Origin of the sequence: Simiduia aestuariiviva, assembly GCF_014192475.1 — a bacterium.
In the GTDB taxonomy this organism is placed as follows: Bacteria; Pseudomonadota; Gammaproteobacteria; order Pseudomonadales; family Cellvibrionaceae; genus Simiduia; species Simiduia aestuariiviva.
Genome location: NZ_JACHXZ010000001.1, coordinates 29153 through 43657, shown reverse-complemented (window position 1 = coordinate 43657; position 14505 = coordinate 29153). Strand labels below are relative to the sequence as shown.

The window sequence follows — 14505 nt, the reverse complement described above, 5'->3', positions numbered from 1 at the left end:
GTCTCCTACACCCGCTCGATGACGGTGGCGATGCCCATGCCACCGCCCACGCACAAAGTGATTAATCCAAATTGTTTGTCGCGCGCTTCCAGTTCATCCAATAGCGTGCCCGTGAGCATGGCGCCGGTGGCACCGAGCGGGTGGCCCATGGCAATGGCGCCGCCGTTGACGTTAATTTTTTCCAGCGGCACCTTGAGTTCGTGCGCGCAGCGCAGCACGACAGAGGCGAAGGCCTCATTGATTTCATACAGATCGATGTCGGCAGCGGTGAGACCGGCAATGGCCAGTGCTTTGCGCGCCGCCGGTGCGGGGCCGGTGAGCATGATGGTGGGGTCGGTGCCCACCAGTGCGGTGGCGCGCACCACCGCACGGGGTTTAAGCCCCCACTGGCTGGCGGCGGTTTGGCTGCCCATCAGCAGGAGTGCGGCGCCGTCCACAATGCCCGAGGAATTGCCCGGTGTGTGCAGATGGTGGATGCGCTCTACCTCGGGATATTTGGCGCGGGCAACGCCGTCGAAGCCCATGGCGCCCATATCGGCGAAGGACGGTTTGAGTGCGCCTAGGCTGTCGAGGGAGGCGTCGGGGCGAATGGTTTCATCCTGGGCCAAGATGACAAATTGGTTGGCGTCGCGCACGGGCACAATGGCGCGATCAAAGGCGCCCTTCGCCCACGCTTTGGCCGCCTTGTGGTGCGAGTGCATGGCAAATTCGTCGAGCTCCGCCCGTGAAAAACCGGCCAATGTAGCGATTAAATCGGCGCCGATACCCTGAGGCATGAAGCCGGTGTTGGCATTGGTGGCGGGGTCCAGGGCCCAGGCGCCGCCATCGCTGCCCATGGGCACCCGCGACATGGATTCCACGCCGCCGGCCACCACGAGATGCTCCCAGCCCGAGCGCACTTTTTGGGCGGCCATGTTGACGGCCTCTAACCCCGACGCGCAAAACCGATTGAGAGTGACGCCCGCCACATTATCTTGCCAGCCGGCGGCGAGGGCCGCGGTTTTGGCTATGTCGGCGCCCTGATCACCGACGGCGGTTACGCAACCCAGCACTATGTCATCCACTTGATCGGTGGGGAACTGGCCATTGCGCGCATGCAGTGCCTGGAGCAACTGGGTCAGCAGGCTGATGGGCTTGACCTCGTACAGCGTACCGCTGGCTTTACCGCGCCCGCGTGGCGTGCGCAGTGCGTCGAAAATATAGGCGTCCGGTGTCATAGCATTTCCACGTGTATAGGGTGATCTATTCACTATAGGCCAGTGCGCTATTGCAATTTAATGACGCTAAGTGACAATGCCAGTGACCCTTGGGTTGGTGGTAACCCATTGCGATTGATAGTTTTACCCAACCTCCGCACAAGCCCGCGAGAATGATGTGATTCCACTGATAACGCACCCCGCTTACAGTTATGAATTTCCCGAGCGACACCGTTTTCCCATGCAGAAATTTGGCTTGCTGCATGCGTATTTGCGCGCGCAGGGGCTGGCGACGCCGGTCAATACCTTGCGGCCCGGGCGCTGTCAGCCGGCGCTCCTGCAATTGGCCCATGAGGAGGAATATGTGACGCGCTTTTTGAGCGGCCAACTGACGCGCCAAGAAGAGCGCCGCATGGGCTTGCCGTGGAGTGATGGGTTGGTGCGTCGCACCTGTATTTCGCCTGCCGGCACATTGTTGGCCGCCCACTATGCGTTGGAATACGGTATCGCCTGCCACTTGGCCGGCGGCACGCACCACGCCCATCGGGACTTTGCCTCGGGCTTTTGTATCTTTAACGATTTAGCCATTGCGGCGCTAGCGGTGCTTGCGCACACGCCCGTGCAACGGGTACTCATTTTTGATGTGGATGTGCATCAAGGCGATGGCACGGCGCGCATACTGGCCGATAATCCGCGGGCGTTTACCTGTTCGATACACTGCGAGAAAAATTTCCCCGCGCGCAAGGCGCACAGCGATTTAGATATCAATCTGCCCGTGGGCATGGGTGACGATGCCTATCTCAGTGTGGTGGAACACACCTTTGCAAAGTTACTGCGCGAATTTAAACCGCAATTGGTGTTGTACGACGCCGGTGTGGATGTCTATGCACAAGACCCGCTGGGACTGTTAAATATTTCGGAGGCAGCCATTGCCGCGCGCGATTACAGCGTGTTGAGTTTGGCCAAGGCCGCGAACGTGCCGGTGGCGACGGTGATCGGCGGTGGCTACGATCGCGACCAGCGCGCGCTGGCGCGCCGCCACGCATTGTGCGTTGAGCAAGCGGCAAGGGTACACGGCCTGTTATAATCGCGCTTTTGCGAAATATTCCTATGTCCGTATTAGCCGCCCTGCAAGCGCGCAGCGATTGTTGCGAGTTGTGTAAAGCCACCGATCAATTATCTGCCTTCGAAGTGGGTCCCGATGCCACCGCCAATTCTGATCGCCACTTACTCGCCTGTGCCACCTGTTGCGCGCAAATGCAGGGCGATGCAGCCATGGATCAAAACCATTGGCGCTGCTTGAACGACAGCATGTGGAGTTCGGTGCCGGCGGTGCAGGTGCAGGCGTGGCGGCTGCTCAAGCAGTTGTCGGGCGATGCCCACTGGGCCCAAGAGCTGTTGGATATGCTGTATCTGGAGCCCGATACCGAGGCGTGGGCCAAAGCATTGGGCGCTTCACAGAATCTGGTGCACAAAGACTGCCACGGCAATGTCTTGACTGCCGGTGACAGTGTGACACTCATTAAAGACCTGCCCGTGAAGGGCGCTAACTTCACCGCCAAGCGGGGCACGGCCGTGCGTAGTATTTCCTTGGTGCCCGACAATGCCGAGCACATCGAGGGCAAGGTGGAGGGGCAACGCATCGTCATTTTGACGCAGTACGTGAAAAAGAATTAATCAGCTAAAGATTGTTGCGCACTAAAGAACACGCATAAAAAACCGGGCAATGCCCGGTTTCTTTAGATGTGCGAGCGGCTAAGCGCGACGACTTTGACGGCGTGCGGCAACTAGCATGAGCGCGCCAATCAGCATCAGTAAAGCGCTGTTGGGTTCTGGCAACACGGTTTTGATTTTGGAGGCGTAGAGGTTGACGTGTGACAGGCCGCCACCTTTTTCAAATACGTTGAAAAAATCCCAAGTACCAGAGCTGACGCCGCCTACCAGTTCAAACACAAACCACTCGTCGGGTTTATTGCCGGTACCGAATTTAAAGCCCAGTGCGGCATCTTCGTAGTGATTCCAGAAATCACTGTCGATACTCCACGTGCCGGTGGTTTCAGTCTTGGACTTGACGCTGGTTGTGTAGGTAATCACAAATGGATTGCTGGAATCCGTTTTACTGATTAGGTTGAAGCCGCTACCGACGCCGGTCATAAAGGGATCGGGGTTGGCGCCTGTGCTATTGCCGCTTATGTTGCCGGGGCCGGCGTCCATGCAGCTCGCCGCATAGGCGTCGCTCATCGCCATATAATTTTTGGTGGTGCTGACTTCTTTACAGTAAACCTGTGTAGCGCTCACCTGCGCTGCCGCTATTACTAATGCACAAGCGACTAGAATCCTTCTCATCTTGGGTACAACCTCGGGTGCTATGTTCGGTAATGGGGGTGTTTTGTCGAACCTTGAGGCGCGAAAAACGCCGAAATGATGCATTCATCACTTAGGCGTCAAATCTACTGCAAAAATTACACCAAAGGTAAATTTTTCATATAAAACAATAGCTTAACTGCACTGCTTACTTTTGCGTGGCGTGAGCCTGTTAAGTTATTCGACACTAGTATGGGTCGGACAAGGCGCTGCGCGCACGGGCCACGTTGTCCTGCAGGTGGCGGGGGTTGATGGTACCCACTATGGCACTGGTGACACCGTTGGTGTTGAGCACAAAGTTCATGCTGGCCTGCACGGGATCTGTTGGTGCTGAGCCAATGTCGTTGCACAGGTGGCCACTGGCCAGCGCCTTTTTAATGAATACGCCCTTCTGGTGTTGTGCGCAGTAGTCGATGACCGCGCGCTCGTCGCGCTCGCGCAGGTTGTAGGTGACCATCACGCCGTCCGATTGCGCCGCCGCCAACAGTCCGCCGGCCACGGTTTTTGTGGACATGCCAAAGGCGCGAATCTTGCCTTGCCGTTTCAGTTCAGCCAGCTGTTCCAGCGCGCCCTCCCGTTCGATGATGCGGCAGTCGTCGCCATCGGAGTGCACTAAAACGATGTCGATCACATCGGTGTTTAAGCGCCGTAAACTGCGCTCGATACTGGCGCGGGTGTGCTCGGCGCTGAAGTCGAATTGCGAGTTGCCATCGACAAATTCCTCACCCACTTTCGAGCAAATAATCCAGTGCTTTCGCTGGCCTCTTAGCAGTTCGCCCAGGCGGGTTTCGCTGGTGCCGTAGGCCGGTGCGGTGTCGATTAAATTGACGCCCAGTTCGCGCGCGCGATCGATCAGTGCCAAGGCCTCGGCGTCGGTGGGCAGCGCAAACCCCTGTGGGTATTTGACGCCTTGGTTGCGGCCCAGCTTGACCGTGCCAAGGCCCAGTGGGCTGACGTAAATACCGGTGGTGCCGAACGGGCGTTGAATCATGCGGGCGTCTCGTCGATAAGGTTAAAGGCGCTATCCCACGGCGTGTGGGCGAGGGGCGCCGGCGGCAAAAATTCACAGTCGCTCGGCTGGCCGCTGGGCTCGATGCCGTCTTCTTGCAGCAGCGCCATTAAACTGTTGGCCATGTTTGGTGCCAGCGTCAATTTGGTGGGCCAGCCCACTAAAATATTGGTGGGCGCGCCGTCATCGCGCTGCGCGCGCGCGGCAAAGGCTTGATCGGGGCGCGCAAAATTGCGCTGGCGGGGCTCTGCGCGCGCGATGGGCAAGGTGGCCCACTCGGCGCGAGTAAAGTCGAGCCACGGCATGAGCGCCGCGAGCTCTGATTGTGCAGTAGTGATGAGTTCGGCCGGTGATTGCGTGGCGCCCTGTTCGGCCAGACTGCCCCCCAAATACCAGACGGTGTCGCCGTCGCGGGCGGGGTGGCTGGAAATGGTGAGGCGCGGAGTTTTGTCGGCACCTAAACAGTGGCCATAAAATTCATAGCCCAAATCGTGCTTGACCATCACTTGCTGCAGTGGTCGCAGTTGCATGGCGGGGCGCTGGCAACCGCTGGCGGCGAGCAGTGCTTCATTGCCGCGGCCGGCGGTGAAAATCATTTTTTTCGCGTGTATGCGATGGCGCTCGCCGTTCTGCTCGATGGCGAGGCTGATGCCGTTTTCGCCCTGCTCAAGGTGCGCGTGTTGCCAATCAATGGTGCGCGTGCGGCCGCTGAGGTTGCGCGCGAGCGCCTCGATGACACTGGGAACATCGAGCACCACATCCACCAGCTTGTAGAGATCGAAGCTTTGCCCCGCGGCGGCCAGCAGTGGCGGGTATTGATCGGGTTTAAGGCTATCGACGCGCCCGCGCAGGGCCTTGCTGGCGAAGAAGGTGGTGATGCGCGAGGTGACACTTTGGCTCGCCCACATGTAAAAGTGTTGGCTCAACACCTGGGCGCCACGCAAATCCACATCGCCTTCGCCTTTCAAACAGGCGGCCCAGTGGGCGGGCATATCGGCAATGGCCTCGCTGGCGCCGGTGAGTGCGCCCGACAGCGCGTATTTTACGCCGCCATGGATCATGCCCTGCGAGGCCATGGATTGCTGATCGCCCAGACCCGATTGTTCCAGCAGCAGCAAGTTGTAACCCGCCGATTGCAATCGATTGGCCAGCCACAGGCCGGCGATGCCACCGCCGATGATAAGGGTGTCGAAATGGTGTTGCTGTTCGGACATGACCGGGCTCGCGCAAAATTTCGCAAATTATACGGCAAAGGCACGCCGCTGGCTCGGCGTGGCCTGTGGCGGCCGGTTTCGGTATGCTTGCGCCTTCGATACTTAGCGTCCAGCCTATGACCCGCGCGTTTTACTCCCTGATTTTATATGTCGCCCTGCCCGTGATTGCCCTGCGGCTGTTGTGGCGCGCGCGCTTGGCGCCCGCCTATCGCCGGCGTTGGGGCGAGCGCTTTGCGCTGACCGGCAGCAAACCCGCAGGCCCGAGTATTTGGGTGCACGCAGTGTCGGTGGGTGAAACCCTGGCCGCGTTGGATATGATTCGCGCGTTGCAGCGCGATTATCCCAAGCACCGACTTTTGGTGACCACCACCACGCCCACCGGTTCGGAGCGGGTGCAAAGTGCGCTGGGCAATACCGTGGATCACGTCTACCTGCCCTACGATTTGCCGGATTGCTGGTGGCGTTTTTTCCGACGCTTTCGGCCGCAGTTATTGATCGTCATGGAAACGGAATTGTGGCCCAATTTATTGGCGGCTTGCGCGCGCCGAAAGATTCCGGTGTTGCTGGCCAATGCGCGCCTGTCAGAAAAATCGGCGCGCGGTTACCAGCGACTGGCGTGGTTGACGCGTCCGATGGTGCAGCGATTGACGTGTATCGCCGCACAGCAAACTGCCGATGCCGAGCGCTTCGTGCATTTGGGTGTTGCAGCCGATCGAGTGCAGGTCACTGGCTCCATCAAATTTGATCTCACCCTGACCGATGGGTTGCGCCAATCGGCGACGGCCCTGCGACAGCAGTGGGCGCCCAAGGATGAAATTATTTGGCTGGCCGCCAGCACTCACCAAGGGGAAGATGACATAGTGTTGCAGGCCTTCGCGCAGGTGCGCGCACAAGTGCCAAACCTGCGCTTGGTGTTGGTGCCGCGCCACCCCGAGCGCTTTGATCGCGTGGCGGCGTTATGTGCATCGTCGGGTTGGTGCACCACTCGACGCAGCGCGCCGCCCTGTGAGAATTTTGATGTGTTGGTGGGCGACACCATGGGCGAGCTGTTGCTGTTTTTTGGTGCCTGTCACATGGCCTTTGTGGGCGGCTCACTGGTGCCCACCGGCGGTCACAACATGATTGAGCCCGCGGCTTGGGCAAAGCCGGTTTTATGTGGCCCACACCTTTTTAATTTTGCAGCAGTGTCGCGCTTAATGGTGGACGCGGGCGGTTTGCGCATTGTTGAAGATGCCAATGCACTCGCGGGCGCGGTGTTGGCTTTGATGGATGCCCGTGAGCGGGACACAATGGGGCGCCAAGCGCTGGCGGTAGCAGACGCCAACCGCGGCGCATTGGCGCGGCTGTTAGCGTTAATCGAAACCGCGTTGGCGCGTGAAAAAATCTAGCGTGGGTTTTCGATTGTCCACAAAAAAACACCGGCCTAGGCCGGTGTTTTTTTGTGTGGAGCGCGCTACAAATTATTCGTACTTAGCGCGCTTTACCTCGCCCAAATTATCGAGCCACTCGTTGATATTCACCACGTCGGCGGGCGTTAGGTTGCCGGCCACGGCCTTCAACTGAAATTGGTTGATGACGTAGTCGTACAAGGCGTTGGAGTAGTCGCGCCGCGCTTGGTAGAGCGTGCGCTGAACTTGCAACACATCCACCAAATTGCGCGTGCCCACTTCGTAACCCGCCTGCGTGGCAGACACGGCGCTCAAGCTTGAAGTGATCGCCTGCTTGCGCGCAGCCACGCGCGCTACATCAGTGCTCACCAGTAGATGCAATGAGCGGGCGGCTTGAATGGTATCGCGGGAGGCTTTGTTGTACAGCTCTTCAGCTTGCATGGCCGACCCGTAGGCCTGTCGCGCGCGCGCGCTGGTGCCACCGCCGGCAAACAGGGGCACCGATAAATTGATGCTGGCTGTGGTGCCATTGCTCGCGCGGTTAAAGAGCGCATTCTGTGTGTTTTCGGTGTCCGAATCGTTGTAGCCAATGCTGGCGGTGAGCGTTGGATAGTGCGCTGCACGGGCCGACTGGGCGCCACGACGCGAGGCTTCGGCGGCCAGTTTGGCCGACTTCAGCTGGTAGTTGTTTTGCAATGCAAACTCAACCCAATCCGCGCGCGCTTCCGGCTGTGGTTTTTGCACGGGGAAGTCTGCTTTGAGTGGCGCGATGGCGTCGTGGGCTTTGCCGGTGAGTACTTCCAAGGCTTCAAAGGCGATGCCTAAATTGCCGCGCGCCGTGAGCGTTTGCGCGGTGGCGATGTCGTAGGAGGCCTGTGCTTCATGCACGTCGGTGATTGCAGTTAGACCCACTTCGAAACGCTGTTTAGTTTGCGCCAGCTGGTGTGAGTTGGCGTTTTCTTCGGCGATGGAGGCCTCGAGGGTGTCGATGGCGCGCAACACATTAAAATAGGCGGTGGCAACGCGCACGATTAAATCTTGTTGCGCGGCGCTAAAATCGGCCTCTGCTTTTTCCGATAAATCCACACCTTGTTGATAGCCAAACCACGCGGCCATGTTAAACAGTGGCTGCGCCAAGCTAACGCCCCAGCTGGTGGTTTCCGTTTCCGAGACGCCAGCGAGATTTTGTTCGGTCACATCCAAATCAGTTTGGGAGTAGCTCGCATTGGCAGTAATCAGCGGCAATAAATTTGCCATGCCAATTTTTTTGGCTTCGCGGGCGCTGCGGTAAGCCGCTTCATCGGCTTTGATTTGGTGGTCGTTTTCAACGGCCTGTTGGTAGATGTCGTTGAGCGTGTCGGCTTGGGCAAAGTGCACGCTGCCCAGCAACCCAGCTGCACAAATCCAGCGCAGGGTTTGGGCCAGTGGTTTTCGGGAAAACATAGACGCATCCTTCGATGACGGTTAACAAGGATAATAGTGCGGCAAGGGTACCTGAACAATTCTGTACCTCCTAGTGTGAATTGCTTAAAGAAACGTTAATTCAGGGTGAACAGAAAGCCCGCTGAGACGGGCTGGTATAAGTGGGTTAGGCTAGGCGTTTAAGGGTCTGATAGGCTGCGTGGTCAGTGTCCGGTTTGACCTGTCGCGGATTGTTAGCCTGTGCTGCTATAAAACGGGCGTAAAGAAATTCGAAATCCATAGGGAAAAAGCGTATGCAAAGGGACGTAAAATGTGGGCCAATGCCCTGGCTGGTGCTGCTGCCGACGATCAGTTTTATTTGGCTGGTGGCAACCGTGCTTATCGGCGCAGCGCTTGCGCCCGGTTATCAGCACGCGGGGCAATTTATGAGCGAGCTGGGCGCGGTGGGTGCGCCCCATGCCCTGTGGGTTAATCTGCTCGGCTATTTGGTGGTCGAATTGTGGGCCTTGGCGTTTTTTGTACTGGCGTGGCGCGCTGCACCTCGCGCATTGCTTTCGCACTGGGGTTTTGCAGTATTGGGATTTTATGCGGTGTGTTTAGTGGCGGGCGCACTGTTTAGTTGCGACATCAATTGCCGCCCCACTGTGCCGAGCGTCACCCACGAAGTCCATATGCTGGCCGGTGGCCTCGCCTATTTATCGGCTGTTGTCGGCGTTTTGTTGACCGCCTTTGCGGCGCGCCAGTGGCGCGGTGGCAGCTACCTATTTTGGACCGGTATGGTCGCGGCGGGTCTCGTGTTGGGACTGCTGTTGGCACTCGATCCCGATTCACCTTGGGTAGGTGCGCGTCAACGGTTGCTCGAAACGACGCTCTACCTGTGGTTTATTTTTTTGGGCATTACGCTCTATCGACAGGGGCCTGCGGCGCCTGTTGCCGCTCCAACTGAAGCAGGCGCCACGCCTGAGGTCCAAGCCCATACCAGCGTTTAAAGCTGCGCGTAAAGGCCGACAATTCCGAAAAGCCGAGCATGGCGGCCACGTCTGTGGCGCGGTAAAAATCATTGCGCAAATAGCGCGCGGCCTGTTGTTTGCGCACCGCTTCTTGGAGCCCCAAGAAGCTGGTGCCTTGGTGGTGTAGACGGCGCTGTAGCGTGCGTGCACTGTAGCCGATGGCACCGGCAATGGCGTTCAGCTGGCACTCTTCGGTGGCCAGCGTGAGCGCGATAACTTCGCGCAACTGTTGCAGTAGGTCGGCGCCATGGCGCTGCTCTAGATGTTGGCGCAAGCGCGTGGGAAATTGTGCCGCGTCCTGGTGCAGTGGGCTGCCCAGTAGCTCGGTATCCAATACCAGCGCGAGGTGCGAGTGGTCGAACCCGAGAGGGCAGCGAAAAAAGTGCGTGTAGGGCGATAGGTTTGCAGGTTCGGCGTGGGCGAAATAGGCGGCGCGCGGACGCCATTCGGTGCCGCAAAAAACTTTAATTAAGTCGTAGGCCAAGGCCAATGCGTGATCTTGAAAGGTCACCGTGCGCGCCACCTGGTCGAAGCGACCCCGCACAATCAAGTGTGCCAATTGGCCCTGCTGGATGAGTTCGATATCTACGGTTTGCACTACCATGGACAGGTGTTTGCTAAACAGTGTGAGGGCGTCACCCACGGTCTGGCACTGTCGGGTGAGGCTGGCCAGCGGGCCGAAGATAAACAAACCTTGCCGCCGAGCCAATGCCAAGCCAAGGTGTGGGCAATTGAGCGCCTCGGCTGCGAGCAAGAGCAATTGGTTGTGCCGATCAAACGGTATCAAACTGTCGCGCCGATCACTTAGGGCGGCGTCGAGCCCCACGCGGCGATACAGCGGCACAGGGTCTACGCCGTGCTCGGCCAGTAATTCGGGCAGCCCGGTCAGAAAGTGTTGACTGATTAATGGGTAGTGCATTGCCCACCAGAAGTTTCACAAGTGCGGCGCGCAGAATTGCAGGCTTTGGCGCCTCAGGTCAATTTTTTGGCGGCTAAGGTCAAGTGGGGCGGAGCCGATTAGGTAGACTCAGGCGTCTGTGCAGCTGAATGCCGCCATGTCTTTGCTTGGCGGCAAGCACTATTTGGCAGCCTGCTTATGACGCCAGTGTTTGGTGCAGTGTTTGGTGGGTACAAATATGGTGGGTGTCCCGACAGTAGTTGTAGTGGGTGTCCTGACAATAGGTGCGACAGTAGTAAATATGGTGGGAGTAGTTGTAGTGGGTGTCCTGACAATACTGACAATAACAGTGGGTGTCCTGACAATAGGTGCTGCCCAAATATGGTGGGTGTCCTGACAAATAGGTGCCCTGAAAATAATAACCCATGCTAGGAGTGGTCCGTGTCGAAGCCCTATGACTATGTGATTGTTGGCGGTGGTTCCGCCGGTTGCGTGTTGGCCAATCGGTTGAGCGCCGATGGCGTGACCCAAGTGTGTCTCTTGGAGGCGGGCGGCAGTGATCGCAATCTCGTCATAGATACGCCCACGGGTGTCATCGCCGCTGTGGCAGGGGGGCTTTTCAATTGGAACTACCAAACCAAAGTGCAGCCCACACAGGGCAACCGACAAATTTACTGCCCGCGCGGCAAGGTGCTGGGCGGCAGCAGTTCGATCAACTCCATGCTCTACGTGCGCGGACAACCCGAGGATTACGACCGCTGGGCCGCCGAGGGCTGCGAGGGCTGGGACTGGGCCAGTGTCTTGCCCTACTTTAAAAAAGCCCAACATCAAGAGCGCGGTGCCGATGACTATCACGGCACCGGCGGCCCCTTAAATGTGGCCGATCTGCGCCACAAGCACCCACTGTGTGAAGCCTTTAGAGCCGCCGCCATCGAAGCGGGCCTGCCTGCCAACGATGATTTTAACGGGCCGAGCCAAGCGGGCGTGGGTTGGTTTCAGGCGACCCAAAAAGGCGGCAAGCGCTGCAGCGCGGCGGTGGCCTATGTGCACCCAGTGTTGGCTGAGCGCCGCAATCTCACGGTGATCACAGGGGCCCACACGCGCCGCATTATTTTCGATGGCAAGCGAGCGGTGGGCGTGGATTATGAGGTGAGTGAGCGCTTGCACCGCGCGCTGGCCAGCCGCGAAGTTATCCTTAGTGCGGGCGCTTTTGGTTCACCCCAACTGCTGTTGTTATCGGGCATTGGCCCGCAGCATAAGTTGGCGCCGCACGGCATCGAGCAAATTCACCCACTGCCGGGGGTGGGCGAAAACCTCCAAGAGCACGTCGACGTGTTGGTGGTGGCGAAGGACAAAACCGCCCGCAGTTGGGCGGTGTTGCGACCCCGTCATCTGCTGCGCTGCGTCGGTGCGCTGTTGCGCTATTGCTGGCGCCAAGATGGCATGTTGGCCTCCACCATTGCCGAGGTGGGCGCCTTTTTTAAATCGGATGCTGCCCTTGCCACGCCCGACTTACAGCTTCATATGACGCCCTTGGCGATGGCCGATCACGGGCGCTATTTACCCTATTACCTGCACTATGGTTTAACGATCCACGTGACGCTCCTGCGTCCCCACAGCCGCGGCAATCTGACCCTGGCCAGCGCCGACCCGCTAGCGCCGCCCTGCATCGATCTCAATATGCTGAGCGACGAGCGAGACCTGATGCCCATGGTGGCGGGCGTGCGCAAAGTGCGCGACATTTTGCGCCAGCCGGCGTTGCGCCATTGCGTCGACGGCGAGTTGCGGCCCGGCGCAACACTCACAACGGATGCCGAGTTGGCCACCTTTGTGCGCATGGAGGCCAATCACATCTACCATCCGTCGGGCACCTGCAAAATGGGGTGCGATTCCATGGCGGTAGTGGACCCGCAGTTGCGGGTGCACGGGGTGGAGGGTTTGCGGGTAGTGGATGCCTCGGTCATGCCGTCGCTGATTAGCGGCAATACCAACGCGCCCACGATCATGCTGGCAGAAAAAGCTGCCGACCTGATATTGGGCGAGGCCGCGCAATAGTGGTGGGCGTTTTACCGTTTCACGGGTCTGCTATACACTGCCGTTTACCTCGCGCTCAATCGAAAATCGATCGGCGTCATCCATTGCTACTCATAAGGAACGCCCTATGCAGCGAATTCTACTGTTGAGTTTGACCCTGCTGGTCATGGCCTGCGCTTCAGCGCCCAAGCAGTCCCCCGCACCGACTAAAACGCCGCAAGAGCTGTCGGTATTTTCAGTGATCAGCGTTACCGATCCCGATTTTAAACCGCGCAGTGGCGACGCTATCAGCTGGATTTCCGATGTCATTTTTGTGGGCGATGGCGAAACCCCGGAAGACGTACACGCAACGGCGGCCATCAAATCAGATATCGGAGCAGTCTTGACCCGCAAAGGCTATCAACTGGTAGAGGGCATGGCGGTCGAGTATCGCGTGTTGGCGCTAGTGCAAGTAGGCGATGAAAAATTGTCGGAAGAAATGCGCGAATTGTTTCGACTCTACCCAAGCTTGGGGCGCGACAGCCAGCGCCACAAAGGCATGCTCATTGTGGCCATCGCCCGGCCCGGCAGTGTCGAAGCGCTGTGGCGCGGTGCAATTAAAGTGTTTGTGGAAGACGAGCACGAGCTGACGCCCGCGCAACAGCGCACGCGCATTCAGCAAGCCGTTGGCAAAGTGATGGCGTCGCTGCCCAGAGCAAATTGATGGTTGGTAAATTTATTTTATTTCTAACGCCAGCGTTTGTTTTTGTAGATGTTTTTAACCCAAAGTGAGTGTTCATGTTAGCGCCCCAATTCCAACGCAATGATGTGGAAATTGCCGAAACGGAAATCCAATATCAGGGCTTTTTTCGCATGGTGCGCCACCGCTTGCGGCACAAATTATTTAACGGTGGTTGGAGCAATTGGATGCTGCGCGAAGTGTTTGAGCGTGGCGATGCCGTGGCCGCAATTTTGTACGATCCTGCGCAGGACTTGGTGGGTTTTGTGGAGCAGTTTCGCGTGGGCGCGCTCGCGGTGCCCTACGGCCCTTGGTGTTTAGAGGTGGTGGCGGGCATGACCGAGCGCGGTGAGACGCCCGCTCAGGTAATCGCCCGCGAAATCCAAGAGGAGGCGGGCTTGCAGGCCCGGCAGCTGGTGCCCATTTGCGATTATTTGAGCAGCCCCGGCGGCTCCGACGAGCGCCTGTATTTGTATTGTGCGCTGTGCGATTTGACAGGTGCCGGCGGCGTGTTCGGGCTCGCTGAAGAAAATGAAGATATTCGCCTGCATGTGGCGCCTGCGCAGGCGGTATTTGCCAATCTCTACGACGGTCGCTTTAACAATGCCGCGACGCTGCTGTGCCTGCAGTGGTTGCAAATACACAGGCCCGAACTGCGCGGTGGTTCTGATCTGTGATACGTAATGGGTGAGTTTACGGCGATCCTGTGCCATGCTTAGTCGCATATAGAGGCATTTCGGGCCAGTTTTATGGCAAATTACCCAAATATTCGTGCAAAGCGCCGCTACCAAGTGGATTTGGTAGAGCAGCAAGCGTTGGGTGATCTGAATTATGCCAGTCTGTTGCGGCTAATGCCGGATCTGGCCTGCCGAGAGCAGTGGTGCTTTAACGTTTGTGTCCCACAACGTGACTGGCGTATCACAATCGCCGTAGAGGAGCGTGCGAGGTTCACGACCTGCGTGCTAATATCCCGCCATCAGGGCGATTGTCGATGGACGCGTTCGCCGGTGATGAAAGTGCGCATGTATCACGATGCGCAAATGGCAGAGGTGGTGGCTTGGGAGCGGCACAGGGTCAATCGGGGTCAATACCCCTACCCGAATACCAAGATGTACCACAAAGATGAGAAGGTACAGCTCAATCGCTTTCTCAGTGAATGGTTGGCGCACTGCCTTGCTGAAGGCAAGGTGTTGGATGCCAACCTGAAGTTAACCGGCTAGCGCTGGCGCAACGGCAACATAGGACTGGTTCA

General features: G+C 58.2%; 14 protein-coding genes. 8 read left to right on the top strand and 6 right to left on the bottom strand.

All coding sequences use genetic code 11. The features are described 5' to 3' along the window. Nucleotides 1-5 precede the first annotated feature (5 nt). The gene (locus FHS30_RS00235; protein ID WP_183907221.1) at nucleotides 6-1217 is read right to left on the bottom strand and encodes an acetyl-CoA C-acetyltransferase; all 1212 of its coding nucleotides are present in this window, start codon (nucleotides 1215-1217) and stop codon (nucleotides 6-8) included. 157 nt (nucleotides 1218-1374) lie between these two features. On the opposite strand from FHS30_RS00235, the gene FHS30_RS00230 reads away from it, so the two are divergent. Both FHS30_RS00230 and FHS30_RS00225 read left to right on the top strand, forming a co-directional pair. Then, a complete protein-coding gene (locus tag FHS30_RS00230; RefSeq protein WP_343048891.1) occupies nucleotides 1375-2283 on the top strand; it encodes a histone deacetylase family protein in 909 nt (302 codons plus the stop codon). 23 nt (nucleotides 2284-2306) lie between these two features. Next, nucleotides 2307-2873, top strand: a complete 567-nt coding sequence (locus tag FHS30_RS00225; RefSeq protein ID WP_183907220.1) for a PhnA domain-containing protein — start codon at nucleotides 2307-2309, stop codon at nucleotides 2871-2873. Between the two features lie 78 nt (nucleotides 2874-2951). Here FHS30_RS00225 and FHS30_RS00220 read toward each other — a convergent pair whose 3' ends face one another. The 3 genes from FHS30_RS00220 to FHS30_RS00210 all read right to left on the bottom strand — a co-directional run bounded on the left by FHS30_RS00220 (nucleotide 2952) and on the right by FHS30_RS00210 (nucleotide 5783). Further along, nucleotides 2952-3542 carry a PEP-CTERM sorting domain-containing protein gene (locus FHS30_RS00220; protein ID WP_221197108.1) on the bottom strand — a complete coding sequence of 197 codons (591 nt, stop codon included), beginning with the start codon at nucleotides 3540-3542 and terminating at the stop codon, nucleotides 2952-2954. A 205-nt stretch (nucleotides 3543-3747) separates the two neighbouring features. Next, nucleotides 3748-4551, bottom strand: coding sequence for an aldo/keto reductase (locus tag FHS30_RS00215; RefSeq protein WP_183907218.1), 804 nt, complete (start codon nucleotides 4549-4551; stop codon nucleotides 3748-3750). Beyond that, on the bottom strand, nucleotides 4548-5783 hold the full coding sequence (locus FHS30_RS00210) for an FAD-dependent oxidoreductase (protein ID WP_183907217.1): 1236 nt from the start codon (nucleotides 5781-5783) through the stop codon (nucleotides 4548-4550). Before FHS30_RS00210 ends, FHS30_RS00215 begins: the two co-directional genes overlap by 4 nt. A gap of 116 nt (nucleotides 5784-5899) precedes the next feature. Between FHS30_RS00210 and waaA the strand changes: the two genes are divergently transcribed. After that, nucleotides 5900-7171, top strand: a complete 1272-nt coding sequence (gene waaA / locus FHS30_RS00205) for a lipid IV(A) 3-deoxy-D-manno-octulosonic acid transferase (RefSeq protein WP_183907216.1) — start codon at nucleotides 5900-5902, stop codon at nucleotides 7169-7171. A 72-nt stretch (nucleotides 7172-7243) separates the two neighbouring features. Here the strand turns inward: waaA and FHS30_RS00200 are convergent, their stop codons facing one another. Further along, the gene (locus FHS30_RS00200; RefSeq protein ID WP_183907215.1) at nucleotides 7244-8614 is read right to left on the bottom strand and encodes a TolC family outer membrane protein; all 1371 of its coding nucleotides are present in this window, start codon (nucleotides 8612-8614) and stop codon (nucleotides 7244-7246) included. Nucleotides 8615-8886: 272 nt separating this feature from the next. Between FHS30_RS00200 and FHS30_RS00195 the strand changes: the two genes are divergently transcribed. Continuing rightward, nucleotides 8887-9582: a DUF998 domain-containing protein gene (locus FHS30_RS00195; RefSeq protein WP_183907214.1), complete on the top strand. Its 696-nt coding sequence runs from the start codon at nucleotides 8887-8889 to the stop codon at nucleotides 9580-9582. Here FHS30_RS00195 and FHS30_RS00190 read toward each other — a convergent pair. Next, complete coding sequence (locus FHS30_RS00190) at nucleotides 9491-10522, bottom strand: AraC family transcriptional regulator (protein ID WP_183907213.1); 1032 nt, start codon at nucleotides 10520-10522, stop codon at nucleotides 9491-9493. The genes FHS30_RS00195 and FHS30_RS00190 overlap by 92 nt on opposite strands. A 420-nt stretch (nucleotides 10523-10942) precedes the next feature. On the opposite strand from FHS30_RS00190, the gene FHS30_RS00185 reads away from it, so the two are divergent. From FHS30_RS00185 to FHS30_RS00170, 4 genes are all read left to right on the top strand, one after another. Continuing rightward, entirely contained in the window at nucleotides 10943-12556 is a 1614-nt protein-coding gene (locus FHS30_RS00185) for a choline dehydrogenase (protein ID WP_183907212.1), read from the top strand. 106 nt (nucleotides 12557-12662) lie between these two features. Further along, nucleotides 12663-13238, top strand: coding sequence for a DUF4136 domain-containing protein (locus FHS30_RS00180; protein WP_183907211.1), 576 nt, complete (start codon nucleotides 12663-12665; stop codon nucleotides 13236-13238). A gap of 74 nt (nucleotides 13239-13312) precedes the next feature. Further along, nucleotides 13313-13930 (top strand): NUDIX domain-containing protein, encoded by a 618-nt coding sequence (locus FHS30_RS00175; RefSeq protein WP_183907210.1) that lies wholly within the window; start codon nucleotides 13313-13315, stop codon nucleotides 13928-13930. Nucleotides 13931-14002: 72 nt separating this feature from the next. After that, nucleotides 14003-14473 (top strand): DUF1249 domain-containing protein, encoded by a 471-nt coding sequence (locus FHS30_RS00170; protein ID WP_183907209.1) that lies wholly within the window; start codon nucleotides 14003-14005, stop codon nucleotides 14471-14473. Nucleotides 14474-14505: the final 32 nt, after the last annotated feature.